The following is a 16840-nucleotide window of genomic DNA, read 5'->3' on the forward strand; positions in this document are numbered from 1 at the left end:
GAAATGAATATAACGGAAAAACAAACTTGGGTGGATGAAGCTTGGAACAAGGCACTTGAAAAGACAAGATGTAACAGTCGAAAGATCGGTGCAGAATTTCCACACGCGAGTCAAGGTGGTAAATACTTGCTTGAGGCACCGAACTGGTGGACAGCAGGGTTCTGGCCGGGAATGCTCTGGCAGTTTTATTCTGAGAGCGGGGACGAAAGTCTTAAAATGATCGCGGAACGCTGCGAAGAGAGACTCGACGAGGTACTGGACGGCTACGTTAAGCTGGATCACGATTTAGGCTTCATGTGGATTCTTACCAGTGTGGCAAATTATAAGTTAACGGGTAGTGAAGCGTCACAAATTCGGGCATTAAAGGCGGCCAACTACCTGGCAGCCCGCTTCAATCTGAAAGGACATTATATTCGGGCTTGGAATCCATGGAGTGAAGGGGAGGACAACAGCGGAGTTGCTATTATCGACTGCTGTATGAACACCAGCCTGTTATTCTGGGCTTCCGAGACAACAGGTGATCCCCGCTATCGTCATATCGCAGAGGCGCATATGGATACTGTACTGGAGCATTTTATCCGGCCGGACGGCTCCGTGTACCACATCGTCAAATTCAACCCGGAGACGGGTGGAGTGGTGGAGAAGCTTGGAGGACAAGGCTTTGCGCCTGAATCGGCTTGGTCACGGGGCACGGCTTGGGCTATTTACGGCCTAGCGCTTGCCTATCATCATACGGGAAAGCAAAGCTACTTGGATGCAGCCAAGCAGGTAGCGCATTTCTTCTTGACCCGACTGCCGGATGATCACGTTCCACATTGGGATTTCCGTGCTCCCGTTGAAGTAGGCGAGCTGCGTGATAGCTCCGCCGGTTCCTGCGCGGCAAGTGGTTTGCTGCTGCTTGCCGACCAGGTGGATGATTCGGAGTCTCATGTGTACCGGAATGGGGCTATAAGAATAGTGGAATCTCTCTGCAAAAATTATGGCAGTTGGGACAATGCGGACGAGGAAGGGTTGCTGCTTCATGGTACAAGTAATTACCCTGAGGACCGGAATATAGATGTTCCGCTTATCTATGGTGATTTTTTCTATGTCGAAGCATTAGCCCGGATTAAATCCGCAGGGCCGTTCTTTTGGGAGTAGGGGTGATTATGATGAACAATGAGAAATCACTTTCTCGGATCGGCGGTAACCCGCTGAAGACCCGTGAGGATCTGGTGATCGCCCTTGAGCAGCTTACGGATCCGCTTCGGCCGCACTACAGCAGAGGCAGCGCACGACTTGAAATCGGTAGAACCGGGGCGAGCTATTCGGCAGCAACTGCTGAAATGGAAGGTTTCTCACGGGTGTTATGGGGGCTGGTACCCCTGCTCATTGGTGGTGGAGACAGCGAACTCTGGGACATCGTGCTGGATGGTATTCGGCATGGCACCGATCCTTCTCATGAAGAATATTGGGGAGAGGTAAAGGATTACGACCAGCGTTTGGTCGAAATGGCGGTCTTCGGCTTCGCATTGGCAGCCATTCCGGAACGGATTTGGTTGCCGCTTGCTCCGAAGGAGCAGGATCAATTATACCGCTGGCTGAATCAAATAAATGCCCATCCTTGCTATGACTGTAATTGGCTGTTCTTCAACGTTCTAGTCAATGTCGGATTCCGTAAAATCGGCCGTTCCTACGACGCAGAGCAGCTGGAAAACAATTTGAAGCGCATGGATGATTTCTATCTGGGTGAGGGCTGGTACAGCGACGGAATTAACGGCCACAGCGATTATTACGTACCTTTTGCTATTCATTACTATGCGCTGCTGTATGCAAAGCTGATGGAGCAGGAAGACTCCGAACGTTCCCGTATGTTCAAAGATCGGGCTCGATTGTTTGCTGCTGAATTCATCGGCTGGTTCGCACCCGACGGCTCTGCGCTTCCATATGGGCGCAGTTTGGCTTACCGTTTTGCCCAATCGGCATTCTGGAGCGCCTTGGCTTATGCAGACGTTGAAGGATTTCCCGCTGGTGTGGTAAAAGGTCTGGTGCTGCGAAATCTGCGTTGGTGGTTCAGCCAGCCGATTGTTGACGCTTATGGCGTACTGACCATCGGATATACTTACCCGAATCTGGTCATGGCGGAGAATTACAATGCCCCCGGATCTCCGTATTGGGCGCTAAAGACATTCCTGCCGCTGGCTCTAGGGGCGGATCATCCGTTCTGGAAGGAAGAGGAACTGCCGCTGCCGGCCATTCCGGCGGTCATGGTTCAGAAGCCTGCACATCTTGTCATCGTCCGCGAGCCCGCTTCCGGTCATGTGGCAGCCTTCAACAGCGGACATTTATACACGAATGAACATACCCATACCTCGGCCAAATACGAGAAATTCGTGTATTCAACAGGCTTCGGCTTCAGCGTGCCCCGCTCCGAATGGGGGCTCTCCCAAGGAGCGTTCGACTCTATGCTTGCGCTGAGTGAGCGCGGAGACAACTTATACCGGGTACGACGCCAGAATATAGAGTCTGAGATTATAGACAACGTCCTTCGTTCCGTCTGGAGGCCGTGGGCCAATGTCGAGGTTCAGACTTGGGTTGTCGCCGGACTTCCTTGGCATATTCGGATTCATCGAGTCGAAACTGGACGGTCGCTGGATACCGCAGAGGGTGGATTCGCACTTGGGCAAGAGAATGAAATGTTATCGAAGATCGATGTGGCTGGTGCGATGGCCTCCACTGCTTGGGGAACCAGTGGAATCAAGGATTTGCTAGGCTGCCGGAAGGGTGAGCTGGTTTGGCCGAATGCCAATACGAATCTCCTTCGCCCTCGGACGGTCCTGCCGATGCTGACGACCACCCTTCTGCCGGGCATTCATTGGCTCGCGTCGGCTATATTTGGTTCACCTTCAGAGGAGGCTTTGGATATTCAGGCTGATCAAGCTGATGACGTCTTCAAGCATTCACCTGAGCAAGATTTGAAAGTTAAGCTCAGCGATGGAGCGTTAACCATTGTCACTCTTTCTGGGAGAGAAATTGTCCTTAATTTACAATAAATTGTTTAAATATTTCTCACATTAATTAAAAAGTCACAACAGCTCTGATGCAGAACTACTGCATTAGGGCTGTTGTTTTTATGTGAATTTTTATGATTTTATCTTTTAATTTTTGAGTTTTTTATCAAATGTTTTCTTAGATGGACAATTATGCTATAGTACTCTATCTAGTCATTTACAGAAGTATTGATTTATCAGACGATGGATAAACTGTCTTTTGGCAAAACTAGAAATACCGGCATCTATAGAAAGATAAGAAAGGCAGGAACTCCTAATGGACAACAGCAGTCTGGTCACGTGGATACTTTCTTTTGTTATGATTATAAACATATTGCTTTCTGCAGGTTTTTTATTTTTCGAGAGGAGAGATATTGGTTATACGTGGGCGTGGCTTATGGTTTTTTATTTCATTCCCATTTTGGGCTTTATTGTTTATCTGTTTCTTGGCCGTAATTTAGCAAAAAAGAATTTCTTTGGCCTTTCAGTGGAAGAAAGGAATTATCTACAATCAACTGTAGACCATCAATTGGCTACATTAAAGGATCAACGCAAGGATCAGAGCTCTTTGTTAACGAAGTATGCTGATTTAATTCATATGAACCTTGTTTCATCGAATGCGCTAATGACAACAGATAACGAGATAGCTATTTTTAACGATGGTAAACAAAAGTTTGATTCTTTATTTAATGATATTAGAAATGCCAAAAAAGAGGTCAACATTCAATATTACATCATCCAGCCTGACGATTTAGGAACAAAATTAAGAGATGAATTAACTAAAAAAGCCAAAGAAGGCGTAAAAGTGAGGGTTCTCTATGACGAAATCGGCTCCAAGAGACTTTCTCTTAAGTTCTTTAGAGAACTACTTTCTGCGGGTGGAGAAGTAGAGGTATTTTTTCCATCACTGCTTAGACCGATAAATTTTCGAATGAATAATCGAAATCATAGAAAACTATGTATCATCGATGGAGAAATTGCTTATATTGGTGGATTTAATGTGGGAAATGAGTATTTAGGGATAGTTAAAAAGTTTGGCTATTGGCGGGATACACATTTTAGAATGAAGGGAAATTCTGTTAATCAAATTCAAGGCAGATTTATTCTGGATTGGAAGCATGCCCGGAAACAGCATCAGGTAAGCTTCGATCAATTTTCCTTTACCACTGAAGGAAGTGTCGGATCAAGTCCTGTTCAAATTGTGTCTAGTGGTCCCAACTCGCTAGTTGAACATCTTAAAAACATGTATATTAAGCTTATTTTAAATGCCAAACGGAGTGTATATATTCAGACGCCATATTTCATTCCGGATAGCAGTTTTATGGATGCATGTAAAATTGCACTCCTATCCGGTGTGGATGTACGGATTATGATTCCAAATAAGCCTGACCACCCTTTTGTTTACTGGGCAACTTGGGCGTATGCAGGTGAATTATTGAATTATGGGGCAAAAATTCTTTTATATGAAAATGGTTTTTTGCATGCTAAGACAATTGTAGTTGATGAAGAAGTAGCATCTGTTGGGACAATGAATATTGATTCCCGGAGCTTTAGACTAAATTTCGAAGTTAATGCGATTGTATATGATGAGCAAGTGGCTAAACAGCTTCAAGAATTGTTTGTTGAAGATAGCCAGTTAAGTACAGAACTTACCCCTGAACGTTATAAAGAAAGATCCTTAATGATCAAATTTAAAGAGGGCGTTTCTCGTCTATTCTCATCTATCTTATAAACTCCCGAAACATACCTCTGTACAAAAAGGCGAATTGTAGTTTTGAGGATTCACAGTTCGCCGCGGCATATGGATTCTCTAATCTCTATGCTTCACACGACACCCTGTTTTGATTTCATGCACTTAAGATTGTATGTGCGACCGTATACTTTTGCATATCTGACAATTCGGTCAATCATACGGGTGTCTTTCAGCTTAGTAAACGGGCATGGATCAGGAGCGGTATTCACTTCCAAGATCCATGGCTTGAGACGTTGATCTAAGGCAATATCTACACCGATTTCCTGAAGGCCAGGATAGACAGTGCTAAGCTGTCTGGCGGATTTCACTCCAATTTGCTTCAGGGATCGGATCAATATTGTACAATTCTCTGCGCTTGTGTAGGCTTTCAATAATTCCTCAACCGGATAAATCGTTCCTCCTTGACTCCCGTTTGTAACTACTTTGCGAGGATGCGCCACGCGTCCTGCAACCCCTGTTGCTTCCCACCCACCCTTAGAATTTCGTTGCACCATTACCCGGATATCGAAGGGGCGGCCATTGTACACCAACAGCCTGATCCCCTTTTGAACTAAATAGGACTTCCCTTGGGCTTCTCGTAAGATGGCTCTATATGCCGTGTCATAATTAGAATATTTGTGTACGTGGGTACCGGACTGGTAGCTGTATAGTGCACGAGTGAGTTCAACCCGTATTACGCCCTGTCCTAATGATCCGCAGCAAGGCTTAATATACACCATCTTATATTTGTGTAGCATTTCATAGAGAGTGTTCTTATCCATTTTTCTTGTAAGCGGGACATGTTTATTTAACGCTTGATTTCTAACCAGCACCCTTGTCTTCGTCAGCTTATTGGATATTCGACTGATCTGATTCATCATTCTGCCCCTCCGTCTTAAAAGATCCATAGGCTATATTACGGAAATGCCTTAGCTTTTGATTGGGCAACTACCAAATCGTAGAACACACTGAAAGAATTCGACATATGATTATGGTAGGTATTTATCTATGGGCTGCAGCATGCGGTCAACAGGAGGCGGCCATCATGCTGCTCGACAAAGACAAATTACAGGATAAGTTGCTTAAAGTAATTGAGGCATTTCCCTGGTATAGGGGGCTGATCGGCGGCGAAAGAACGAATTATAGCTTAGAGACACTTCCGCTTATGACGTCGACAACGCTAGATACCTATTATTATAATCAACCCTTTGATCCTTCTTTGACCGTATATAGGACGTCGGGTACAAGCACTGGCCGTCGAAAAGCCATTCTTTACTCTAAGGAAGACGATAAGCACTATATAGATATTAAAACGAAGCTGTACGGTGATCTTATTGCGGGAAGTGGATGCGTTAGCGCTTTGGCGGATATGGGTACTGGGCATGCGGCGAACACTGCGTTGTCCATTTTTGAGCGGTTAGGATTGCAACATTGTTCAATTGCCTTTGAATTGCCAATCGAGCAGCATATTGAACAACTTCAAACCTTCAAGCCTGACCTGCTTTACACTATGCCTTCCATCCTTGATCATATCGTTCATGCTACTAAAGATCCGCAGGCTTTTGGAATCCGTAAGATTATTTTGGTTGGGGAAATCGCCTCATTAGGGTGGCAGCGGAATATGGCCCGTCTGTTCGGTCTTGAACCGCGCGACATCATTGATACGTATGGCTCTATTGAAATAGGCACGATTGCTTATTATTCACATGATCTTGGCAGGTATATTTTTGCTGATGGGATATTTGCAGAAGCGATCGGGGCGCAGGAGATTGGCGAAGAACTAAGTCCGCTTAGTAATGATGAAAGTGTTCTTGTTCTTACCTCCATGGTTCGCACAATGCTGCCAGCGATTCGTTTCGTTACCTATGACGTTGTAAGGGACTTTAGGTCTGTGATGGTAGATGGTGTGGAGAAACAGAGCTTTAGTTCCATCGTCAAACGGGTGGGTCGGGAGCTGAAGCATGGGGAGAAAATCAGCCTGTACGATATCGAACAGGTCGTATACCGACATATCGAAGATGCGATCATTCGGGTCAAAGTGAGGAAGAACGCGCTGAGCGTTTATATCAAAAGTAAATCTGCGGATAACACCATTGTCCCGAAGATCAAAGAGGAAATTAGGGAATGCATTCCGGAAATCGGCATGATGATTCGAAACCATCTGCTGGATGATATTGAGGTCATTATAGTAGGGAAAGACGAGCCGATGGACAGCGGAAAGGTTAAGAACAAAAAGCTATATTACCAGAAAGATAAAGATCGCGCAGAGATGGACGTCACTGACGGTATTTTGTCGACGATCGGAAATACACCCTTAATCAAGCTGAAGAGCTTGTTCTATAAAAGTGAGTTTGACGTCTATGCAAAAATGGAGCTGATGAACCCGGGAGGAAGCGCCAAAGATCGTCCCGCCCTGCGGATGATCCAAGAGGCGTGGAAGGAAGGAACAATAGGTCCGGGAACCACGATCATTGAATCGAGCTCTGGAAATATGGCGATCAGCCTGGCCATGATTTGTAAGTATTTGGGGATGCGTTTTATCAGCGTTATTGATCCTAGAACCACGGAAACGAATCTACAAATTCTGAAGGCGTTGGATGCCAAAATCGACTATGTCACTGATCCCGATCCCGTAACAGGGGAGTTTCTTCCTGCTAGATTGAAACGTGTGCAGCAGCTATTGGCGGAAATACCAGGCAGCTACTGGCCGAATCAGTATGCGAACGCAAATAATTATTTAGCCCACTACCATACGACAATGAAAGAAATCGTGACTGATCTTGAACAACTGGATTATTTATTTTGCAGCGTTAGTACATGCGGAACCATACGGGGTCTTGCGGAATACGCAAGGGATAGCGGACTTCGGACCAAGATCGTGGCTGTCGATGCAGAGGGAAGCGCGATTTTTGGAGGGAATAAGAGTACACGGCGCTTTCCGGGACTAGGTGCCGGCATCGTGCCACCTTTCTGCAGAACAGATCTAATCGACCATATCGTGCATGTCTCGGATTCAGATATCGTAAAAGGTTGCCGGATGTTGGCGCAGAACGAATCCATCCTGGCTGGCGCATCGTCCGGGGGAGTCATTGCCGCCGTGAAGCAAATAGAGCCAGAATTGACTCCGGGAGCTGTCTGCGCAGTCATTCTGCATGATAAGGGAGAGCGTTACCTCGATACCGTATATTCTGACTCATGGATTCTGAACCAATTCGGTCAGGAGCTTTTGGCTGAATGTGGCGATTGCCCAGAGATGTAAGAAAGGATATGTTTCATAAGGAGGTCACGGTATGCTGTACTTAAATGATCGAGATATACGGGCAGTAGGTGTTGATTGGCCTATTCTTGTGGAGGCGATAGAAACTGCTGTGGGTATCATTGATTCAGGTGATTATGTGCAGCCGATAAAGCCTTACCTAAGGTATAAGAGTCCACAAAACCGGATTATTGCAATGCCCGCTTACGTAGGGGGAGAGGTGAACGCAGCAGGGATAAAGTGGATTTCCAGTTTCCCGGATAATATTCAGGCTGATCTTCCTCGTGCGCATAGCATCATTGTTTTGAATGAACCAAGTACAGGCCAGCCTGCAGCCGTCTTGAACTCTCCGCTTCCCAGTATCATTAGGACGGCTTCCATCAGCGGACTGATGATTCGTTCCTTTTTGCTGGCGCGTTCAGTGGAGCGGATTCATCTAGGCATTATCGGCTGGGGACCGGTTGGGCAGTATCATTGTCAAATGGTTACGGCTCTGTATGGGGACCAAGTCGAGCGTATCCGGATTTTCGATATCAAGGGAGTAGACTTATCAGGAATCTCATCTCTCTTTAGAGATAGGATGGAAGTGGCTAAGACGTGGGCGGACGTTTATCAGCATTCGAATATCTTCATTACTTGTACCGTATCAGAACATCGGTATATCGATCTCCCCCCTGAAAAGGGTAGCCTTCTGCTGAATGTTTCACTTCGTGATTATAAGCCGGAGGCTTTAGCTTCGGTAAAAGCCATCATTGTCGACGATTGGGATGAAGTGTGCCGTGAGAATACGGACATTGAGCAGCTTCATCTGAAACAGGGGCTAACTCGTGACGGCACTCGACGGATTACCGATGTCGTCTTGCGCCACAGCCTAGCTGATTTCAGCGAAGATGAACCGATCTTCTTCTGCCCGATGGGGATGGCCGTTTTCGATATTGCTACAGCGGTGTATTACGTGAAGCAAGCGAGGGAAAAAGGGATAGGAACTGAGCTGGAGTAGGGGAGAGCAATAATGTGAGCAATTCTGTCCATATAACAGCGAAAACCCGCTTATCGAGCGGGTTTTTTATTATGTTATGCACTATAGGTATCTTTTATAAATATGGTCATAAGCATGATTACTATGATTGGTTGATTAAAGCGTATAACCGAAGCCTAGAATAGTAAAGCACTTATCCTGATCTTCGGGCACCATTTTTATTTCTATCTGATGCTCACTGCTAGCTTCGTTTTGATATAGAATTACCGGATTGCAATGTGTCCAGTTGTTCACGTGAGGATCAGCAGTAACTGCAAGGCTGCCGTCTACGAAGATATCCGCCTTTCCGAATTCGCTGCTGCCGGAATCCTTGTATACGAGGATGAGATTTTTACTCGTTATTGTCAGCTTGAAGCTTTCTTCTCCAGACGCTCTTGAATGCATCCAATTATGAGGGAATTCCGGAGTACCGTGAGAGTCAGCATTCATTTCTACCCGCTGCAAATCGGTATCGATCCCCGAAAATCCGCCTGCTTCGATCTTACCTGCGTCAATATAGTTTTTTCGATCCAGCAGGAGGGTTCCTGCAAAATCATTCCCGATAACCGGTCGTTGATCCAATAAGATCTCATCTTCATTCATTAGTGATTTATGGGTTTCGGTGAATAAATAAGCGAGACAATCAGCCATTACCCGGTGTCCCTCATTTGTGGGATGATAGATATCATAGAAAAATTGCCGTTTCGAGATGATGTTGCCTTTAGCTTTACTCAGGCAGAACTGTTCGGATACGGCATTCTTTACACTAACCATAGGAAGATTATAATGGCGGCCAATGGGGGAGAGCCGATCCTGCAGGTTCCAGTCATTCATAAACACACTGAATAGAAGGATAACGGCTGGCTGATGATCGGCGGAAAGTATTTTTAAGCATAAGCTTTCAAAACAATTGCCCTTCGTTTCATCCCCTTCGTCGTTTACCGCAAATTCCACTACCACGATATCTGGTGTTACGGACCCGTCTCTAAGAATATCTCTTTCATAACGGATGACACCAAGCTCGGAGGGTGTCCCGCCGACCCCAGCCTTCACAAAGTGGATGTTCTCACCACCATTTGTGCCGAATAAGTCTTTAAAGCTTAAATACGACTGATAGGCATAACATTCTGTGTGTATCGGCTTAGCACCGGCTCCTTGAGTAATGGAACCTCCAATATAAGCGATCGTGACTTCCTCGCCCTTTATAGCCTTATTTATGGCAGCTTTTAATCTTTTATTATTGCCAGCGTGCAGCAAGGATTGCGTAATGATCTTTTGGTACTCATTCGATTCAAAAGCAACCGGCGGTTCAAGGATTAGCTCTGGAACAGAATAGCCGTCGTGCAAATAAAAAATAACACTCGCAATCGCCAGTTCGCCTGCGTGATTAAATTCAAAAGCAAATTTTCCGAGCACATCATCTTCTTCAGAACCCGGACAATCTGCTAACCTCAAAATAACCTCTGAACCATCGGCGGGGCAGGGTACACGTAAATAACTGCCGGTTTCATATTTACTAGTTTTGCCCCAGTGCTGCAATAAAAAAGTGACTGGATCTTCCTGCGCATTAGCCCTTCTGACGGATACTCCGATACTATGGACCAATTTGCGAAATCCAGTGCTGCTCCCCAGAAACTCCAGAATTGCCTCGTTTGTAACACCGCCTAAAAATTTGGCCTTATCGATCAGATAGTTACCTTCCAGATAAACTTCCTGTGACGGTTTGCCTTCGGCTCTTGCTGTTGCTTCAATGGCTGTTTCATACAGCACAAAAAAGCCGTTTCTACGATCAGCCGGGTCCTTTGGAGCCTTCGGACCTTCAATCTGTTCGCCTGCAATGAATTCGTTATTCTTTTCCATATGGATCATCCTCGCTTTGTAAGGTTCTCTTATTATGGATGCGCTTGCAAATGAAATGATTCTGCTACAGGGAATACCTGTTAACAGTAACATCAAATATCTAGATTGTTCAACCAATAAACAAAGTTTCATTTAATAATTACAAAAACTTGCTAGTTTGCACATGGAAGTTGAAATCGCTTACTTATATAATGTGCCTAGTCATACGAAAATAGGATGCTTAAGGGGAGAATAATCATGCCTACGCAGGAATTAAACCTTGTGAAGCAGGGCAAAGCTGCCAAGATTTACGTGGATCCCAAAGGGAAGGATTATGCCGGTTTGCGCCGCGTGGCTCAGTCTTTTGCAGCAGATGTTAAACAGGTAACAGAGGTTGAACCTGAGATATATACAGAATTGCAGGAATTGGATGGAACAGTCATAATCGCTGGATCGATCGGCAGTAATGAGCTTATCGATCGTTTAATTGCGGAGGGAACTGTGGATGTGTCCGCTATCCAAGGGAAAAGGGAATGTTATCAAATTCAGGTGGTTGAACGTCCGACAGCAGGAGTGGACAAGGCGCTCGTCATTGTGGGGAGCGATAAACGCGGGACGATGTACGGGATCTATTCCATTTCCGAAAAAATTGGCGTTAGTCCGTGGGAATATTGGGCAGATGTTGTACCAGAGAAGAAAGCAACCTTGATCCTGTCTGATAGCCAGCTACATAGGATCTCCAAAGAACCTTCGGTTAAATACAGAGGGATTTTTTTGAATGACGACTGGCCGTCCTTAGGCTCTTGGGTAACTCAAAGATTTGGTGATTTTAATGAAGATTTCTATGACAAGGTGTTTGAACTAATTCTTCGATTAAAGGGGAATTATTTATGGCCAGCGATGTGGAGTGCCGAATTCAGCCTTAACGGTAAAAGCAATCCAATCGCCAACGCCCAGCACGCACAGGAATACGGCATTATAATGGGAACCTCCCATCATGAACCTTTATTTCGGGCAGGCAGTGAATGGCAGAAGGTATATAACCAATATGGAACAAGTAACTTATGGGATTTTGCCCGAAACAAACAGGCCATTACGGATTTCTGGGAAGATGGAATTAAACGGAATCAGGACTTTGACAATTTAATTACATTAGGGATGCGGGGAGAAAGTGATTCTGCGCTGGAGGGCTCCGACCAGGAGAATATTGACCTGCTGAAGGACATCATCCTTACGCAAAAAGAATTATTAAAGAAATATAATCTTGAGCACTCGCCCCAAATTCTAGCCGTATACAAGGAAGTGGAGAAGTATTGGTATGGCACTGCTGAGGTTGAAGGCTTGAAGGACTGGGAAGTCCTGAATGAGGTTACGATCCTGCTGGCAGATGATAACTTTGGCAATCTCCGCAAAATCCCAACGGAACACGAACGTGATCGGAGTGCAGGGTGGGGGATGTATTATCATTTTGACTATCATGGTGGTCCGCATTCCTATGAATGGTTAAATACGATTCCGCTGGAAAAGGTTTGGGAGCAAATGTGTATGGCATTCGACTATGGCATCCGTGAGGTATGGATTGTGAACGTCGGGGATTTGAAGCCTATGGAATTGCCCATTTCCTACTTTATGGATTTGGCCTATGACTTTGAAGCTTGGGGTACTGGAGCGATTAACCGGACTGAGGAATATACCAAACGATGGGTAGAGCAGCAGTTCGGATATGCACTGGAACATGAGACATGCCTGGGCATCGCGCAATTGCTGAGTGATTATACCCGAATAAATGGGCGCCGCAAGCCGGAGATTATTTATTCGTCAACCTTCAGTCCAATCCATTACAATGAGGCACAGAGAGTGCTAAAGCAGGCGATTAGGATGGAGAATGCCGCTGACCAATACTATGCTCTTATTCCTGAATCATTAAAAGATGCGTACTACCAGCTTGTATATTTCCCTGCTGCTGCCTCAGCCAATGTGCTCAAGATGCAAATATATGCTGGACTTAACGAGCTATATGCTGGACGAGGCAGTGTATTGGCAAATACTTACGCTACTCTGACTCATGAAGCCATCGAAAGGGATAAACAGCTGGAACAGGTTTATAATAGCGGAATTTCAGAAGGGAAATGGCAAGGGATGATGAGTTCCCCTCATGTCGGGTATATTCACTGGAATGCAGAAGGGTGGAAATATCCAGAGGTGAGCATGTTGATTCCCGCTAAAGGCTCTATATTGATTGTTGATGTTGAAGGTACGGAGCAAGCGTATGTTGCGGGTACAGCGAATCTTCCGGTTTTTACAAATCTTCAAAAGGAAAATTATTGCATTACAATCAGCAACGGTGGAGAAGCGGGTTTTGAATATCAGGCAAAAAGCAGTGTAGCTTGGATCAAGCTTGAGAAAACATCGGGGTGGATCAAGGCTGGGGAGTCCTTACAGGTTTTTGTAGATTGGGAAAAGGTCCGTGAGGCATCGACGGGTGAAATTACGATCTGTGGTGCCGGGGGCACCGTTAAGGTGAATGTAGCTGTGGACTGGACTGACATTCAGGATGTGCCAGCGATGACCTTTATCGAGGCGCATAATAGAGTGGCAATTGAAGCGGAGCATACCTCAAGCCGTGTTGCACAATCAGGGGTGGAATGGAAGACCATTGCTAACTATGGGCGTTCTTTATCCTCGGTTAAAATGTTTCCGGATGCTGTATCTTTTGAACAACCGGAGTGTGCACCTTATCTGGAATATCAGGTTTTAGTACAGCAGGATGCAGATTACAGCTTAACCGCGTATATTGCCCCAACGAACAACCTGTCACAGTCCAGCGGATTAAAATATGCGATAGGCTTCGATGCACAGTCGCCAGTGATTACGGATGCTCTACCTACGGATTTTGCGGGTGGCAATCATGATAATGAACCGTGGTGCCGCGCGGTTATGAATAATATCCATACCGTGACCACCATTCATGCTTTAACGAAGGGTATCCATACCCTCCGCTTTTACGGATTGGATGCGGGCCTGGTCCTGCAAAAGCTTGTGTTGACCGCTGCGGAGCTGCCGTATACCTATTTGGGCCCAGAGGAGAGCTTCTATACTAGGGGGATGCACTAATTCATAGTTAGAGCTAATTGAAGGGCTGAATCCACGAATGCTTCAGGGTCCTCCGTTATTTCAAGGCAGATGACGGAGGATAACCCTTGATATTTTTGAAAACATTACTGAAGTAGGCGACATCTTGATAACCACAGTGCTCTGCTACTTCGGACACATTGAAGCCACCTGCGGACAGAATCATCTCGGCATTGTTCACCCGTACTTTATTTATGAATTCCTTATAGGTGGAACCGGTGTTTTGCTTGAACAGCTTGCCAAGATATACAGAATTTAAGGCAACCAAATCAGCTAGTTCCTTGATCGTAACTTCCTCCGAATAATGATCCATAATATAGGTCATTACTTTTTGGATTCTCAGATCGATTAGAGGTGTCTCTTGATGGTGGGTTATGCTTAACAGGCGATACACGATCAGTTGAAAAATGGCTCTGGCCTTCATTTTATAAAAAGCCTGTTTGCCCATCCATACATGCGAGAAATCTTTGATGTCTGCTAGGATCTCTTTAGTTCTCCAATTTTTTGTTACAGTCTCAAAAGGGAGCTGCACATGATTGTCCGCCCCCTCCCAGAAGAAATTAAACGCAAAAGAACGCATGGGTGCTTCCTTAAAGGTCTGCGCTTCCCGAATACTTCCGGAAGGTGCATAGAGCATATCACCAGCTTCAACCGTAAATTTCTCCCCATTAATAAAATAGTTCGATTTCCCTTCCACAATGAAGGTAAGGTCATGGAAATCTATTTTGCTCCTCGTTATCTCCCAATCCGGGAAGGATCTGCGGTCGACGAACAAAAAAACATTCGGAACTAGATTCTCATATTTGCCAATGTCCATTTCAGCCATTGCTCCTTCCATATAACTAGAGCCGCACCAATACCGATTGGTATATTATACCGAAATGAAACCTATAACGAAAAGACTCTTTTAATCATTGGGAATGCCGTACGCCATGCATAATGAAATCCTTGAATTGTCGGTCCGTTGCCCGGTCTTCCTCCGTAACCATACCGCCCCGCTGATGCGTAATAATAACGGCTTTTTGTAAATACATGAAATACAGGTGGGTGGACTTCTGCAGAATGTTCAGCCACTTATTTTTTTCCTCTGGAGCCACTGTTATTGTGTCAAGCAGTATAAGTCGCGAATACCAGCCTTCCATAGCCTTCTTAAAGTCAGGCAGTTCTGCAGGATTCTTAGAAAGCGTGCTGTAGTAAACTCCAAAAATGGCATCATAGTAAATCAGTGACTCCTGATGATCTCTTAGCGCCAAATATTTATCCAGAATGTTCTCTAGTGATTGTACCGGCTGTTCAAAATCAAAATCAAACAGCAGCTGGCCAAACATCCGCTCCAGGTTAAGGACATAGATTTGAGCGGCTAATTCTTCTTTGTCCTTATAATGATGATACAAAGTGCGCCGGGAGACCCCGGCTTGTTCTGCAATTTGAGCCATATCCGTACGTTCAATACCTTGAGCACAGAACAAGCTGAGCGCTGTATCCTTAATGATCTCCCTCGTCATTTGCATCTGCTTTTCACGCAAATTCATTAATTTTCTCTCCTGCCTTGTGCGAGTATTTCGCTAATTCTAAGCTATTTCTGAGCTGGCTTCGACGTCATGAGGAACTTGCTGCCCACGGAATAGGGATTCTGATGGTTGACTGCATCACCTAGCCATTTCAGCAGTTTCACACCATCTTGTTCAGCCTGAAAGAAGGTCTCTCTGGTTGCAAAAGTGTGCGGGGTTGTACCCGTCTTTGCATTTAGCCCATAGTCGGTCAGATAGTAATAATAATTAGGTAAAGTGGCAGCCAAAGAAGATACAGATTGCCGCATTTCCTGTGACCATTCATTAATAATGCGTTGATCTCTGGGCCCTTTGTAATCGTTGATGTTGTTCTGAAAGTGGATCAGAATCTCGTCAAATACAGAGTAGGATTGTAATATTACCGCATTCGCAGGCAGTAGATGACCGTTCGCTTTAAATGCTGCCCCGATGATATCAGCTTCGGGGGTATATCCAAAGTTCTTAACGAAGTCTGCCTGCCATTCCTTATTCACAACATTTGGCCACTTGTCTGATTTCAGGAAGGAACTGTCTGAATATTGGAAGATCTCGGAGTCTTTGTAATGAGAGGCGATCTCCGGAGCCCAGAAGGCGGACCCGAATCCACCAGCACTTTCACCTGCAATTAGCAGTTTGCCGGGCTTTTCCACGTTGGCATATATCCAATCAAGGCTGCTTCGCACATTATTACTGCCGTTATAACGCATTGTAAAGGTGCTGCCGTCCTCTTTTTTATATTCAACCGTACGGTTACCGATATGGAAATCACCCGTCGAATAGGGAAGGTAGACCACGTTCCATCCATGAAAAGGATTGGCAGGGTTATCCGTATCCATCATGCCTCTCAGCAATGTCAGCATATAGAAGGGGATGTTCTGGAAATAGTTTCCCGTATCTCCACCTTTAATGAAGTTCAATAGCTTGATTGGGTGTGCGGCGCTTTGGGCATCCCAACTGGCCCCTCCCCCGGAAAAAAAGATGATCCAGTTATTAGTTTCACCCTTTTTATTCCAGATGAAATACTCTGATCCATCACTTGAAATGACATTTCCGTCCAGCTTGACTTTATTCCACTCATAAGGCTTCACTTCCGTGATTACGGGGGTGGCGGTGGCCGGTCTCTTGATCACAAAAGCGCTAATCGCAAGAATAGCAATCATAGCAAGGCTCAATAATCCAATGCATGTGAATATCGTAATTTTCCCCATTCTTCTCATATACATCTCTCCCTTAATTGGAGTATACGCTACGTTAACTCATTGCGCAATGTGTATACTTAAATTC

At 45.3% G+C, this 16840-nt stretch carries 11 protein-coding genes; 6 read left to right on the forward strand and 5 right to left on the reverse strand.

Annotated elements, in window-relative coordinates; translation table 11 throughout:
* Nucleotides 1-3 precede the first annotated feature (3 nt).
* The 3 genes from MHB64_RS11260 to cls all read left to right on the forward strand — a co-directional run bounded on the left by MHB64_RS11260 (nt 4) and on the right by cls (nt 4761).
* A complete protein-coding gene (locus tag MHB64_RS11260) occupies nt 4-1140 on the forward strand; it encodes a glycoside hydrolase family 88 protein (RefSeq protein WP_341134431.1) in 1137 nt (378 codons plus the stop codon).
* 8 nt (nt 1141-1148) lie between these two features.
* On the forward strand, nt 1149-3032 hold the full coding sequence (locus MHB64_RS11265) for a DUF2264 domain-containing protein (RefSeq protein ID WP_341134432.1): 1884 nt from the start codon (nt 1149-1151) through the stop codon (nt 3030-3032).
* A 274-nt stretch (nt 3033-3306) separates the two neighbouring features.
* Nucleotides 3307-4761, forward strand: coding sequence for a cardiolipin synthase (cls, locus tag MHB64_RS11270; protein ID WP_341134433.1), 1455 nt, complete (start codon nt 3307-3309; stop codon nt 4759-4761).
* A gap of 92 nt (nt 4762-4853) precedes the next feature.
* Here cls and MHB64_RS11275 read toward each other — a convergent pair whose 3' ends face one another.
* Entirely contained in the window at nt 4854-5642 is a 789-nt protein-coding gene (locus tag MHB64_RS11275; protein ID WP_341134434.1) for a YheC/YheD family protein, read from the reverse strand.
* A gap of 59 nt (nt 5643-5701) precedes the next feature.
* On the opposite strand from MHB64_RS11275, the gene sbnA reads away from it, so the two are divergent.
* Both sbnA and MHB64_RS11285 read left to right on the forward strand, forming a co-directional pair.
* Entirely contained in the window at nt 5702-8020 is a 2319-nt protein-coding gene (gene sbnA / locus MHB64_RS11280; RefSeq protein WP_341134435.1) for a 2,3-diaminopropionate biosynthesis protein SbnA, read from the forward strand.
* A 31-nt stretch (nt 8021-8051) separates the two neighbouring features.
* Nucleotides 8052-9017 carry a 2,3-diaminopropionate biosynthesis protein SbnB gene (locus MHB64_RS11285; RefSeq protein WP_341134436.1) on the forward strand — a complete coding sequence of 322 codons (966 nt, stop codon included), beginning with the start codon at nt 8052-8054 and terminating at the stop codon, nt 9015-9017.
* Between the two features lie 135 nt (nt 9018-9152).
* On the opposite strand, the gene MHB64_RS11290 is transcribed toward MHB64_RS11285, so the two are convergent.
* Nucleotides 9153-10895 carry an SGNH/GDSL hydrolase family protein gene (locus tag MHB64_RS11290; protein WP_341134437.1) on the reverse strand — a complete coding sequence of 581 codons (1743 nt, stop codon included), beginning with the start codon at nt 10893-10895 and terminating at the stop codon, nt 9153-9155.
* A gap of 237 nt (nt 10896-11132) precedes the next feature.
* Here MHB64_RS11290 and MHB64_RS11295 point away from each other — a divergent pair, with 237 nt between their 5' ends.
* Nucleotides 11133-13988 carry a glycosyl hydrolase 115 family protein gene (locus tag MHB64_RS11295; protein ID WP_341134438.1) on the forward strand — a complete coding sequence of 952 codons (2856 nt, stop codon included), beginning with the start codon at nt 11133-11135 and terminating at the stop codon, nt 13986-13988.
* 55 nt (nt 13989-14043) lie between these two features.
* On the opposite strand, the gene MHB64_RS11300 is transcribed toward MHB64_RS11295, so the two are convergent.
* The 3 genes from MHB64_RS11300 to MHB64_RS11310 form a co-directional block, all read right to left on the reverse strand.
* The gene (locus MHB64_RS11300; protein WP_094869374.1) at nt 14044-14823 is read right to left on the reverse strand and encodes an AraC family transcriptional regulator; all 780 of its coding nucleotides are present in this window, start codon (nt 14821-14823) and stop codon (nt 14044-14046) included.
* A gap of 94 nt (nt 14824-14917) precedes the next feature.
* Nucleotides 14918-15538 carry a TetR/AcrR family transcriptional regulator gene (locus MHB64_RS11305; RefSeq protein ID WP_094869373.1) on the reverse strand — a complete coding sequence of 207 codons (621 nt, stop codon included), beginning with the start codon at nt 15536-15538 and terminating at the stop codon, nt 14918-14920.
* 44 nt (nt 15539-15582) lie between these two features.
* Entirely contained in the window at nt 15583-16773 is a 1191-nt protein-coding gene (locus MHB64_RS11310) for a pectinacetylesterase family protein (RefSeq protein ID WP_256990309.1), read from the reverse strand.
* Nucleotides 16774-16840 lie beyond the last annotated feature (67 nt).

Source organism: Paenibacillus sp. FSL K6-2859 (assembly GCF_038008265.1).
Taxonomy (GTDB): domain Bacteria; phylum Bacillota; class Bacilli; order Paenibacillales; family Paenibacillaceae; genus Paenibacillus_AQ; species Paenibacillus_AQ nitricinens.

Bases quoted from the DNA above. Each gene is read 5' to 3' on its own strand.
- MHB64_RS11285 (WP_341134436.1), top strand. From the start codon at position 8,052: ATGCTGTACTTAAATGATCGAGATATACGGGCAGTAGGTGTTGATTGG.
- MHB64_RS11290 (WP_341134437.1), bottom strand. From the start codon at position 10,895: ATGGAAAAGAATAACGAATTCATTGCAGGCGAACAGATTGAAGGTCCG.
- MHB64_RS11275 (WP_341134434.1), bottom strand. From the start codon at position 5,642: ATGATGAATCAGATCAGTCGAATATCCAATAAGCTGACGAAGACAAGG.
- MHB64_RS11310 (WP_256990309.1), bottom strand. From the start codon at position 16,773: ATGAGAAGAATGGGGAAAATTACGATATTCACATGCATTGGATTATTG.
- cls (WP_341134433.1), top strand. From the start codon at position 3,307: ATGGACAACAGCAGTCTGGTCACGTGGATACTTTCTTTTGTTATGATT.
- MHB64_RS11300 (WP_094869374.1), bottom strand. From the start codon at position 14,823: ATGGACATTGGCAAATATGAGAATCTAGTTCCGAATGTTTTTTTGTTC.
- MHB64_RS11260 (WP_341134431.1), top strand. From the start codon at position 4: ATGAATATAACGGAAAAACAAACTTGGGTGGATGAAGCTTGGAACAAG.
- MHB64_RS11265 (WP_341134432.1), top strand. From the start codon at position 1,149: ATGATGAACAATGAGAAATCACTTTCTCGGATCGGCGGTAACCCGCTG.
- MHB64_RS11295 (WP_341134438.1), top strand. From the start codon at position 11,133: ATGCCTACGCAGGAATTAAACCTTGTGAAGCAGGGCAAAGCTGCCAAG.
- MHB64_RS11305 (WP_094869373.1), bottom strand. From the start codon at position 15,538: ATGAATTTGCGTGAAAAGCAGATGCAAATGACGAGGGAGATCATTAAG.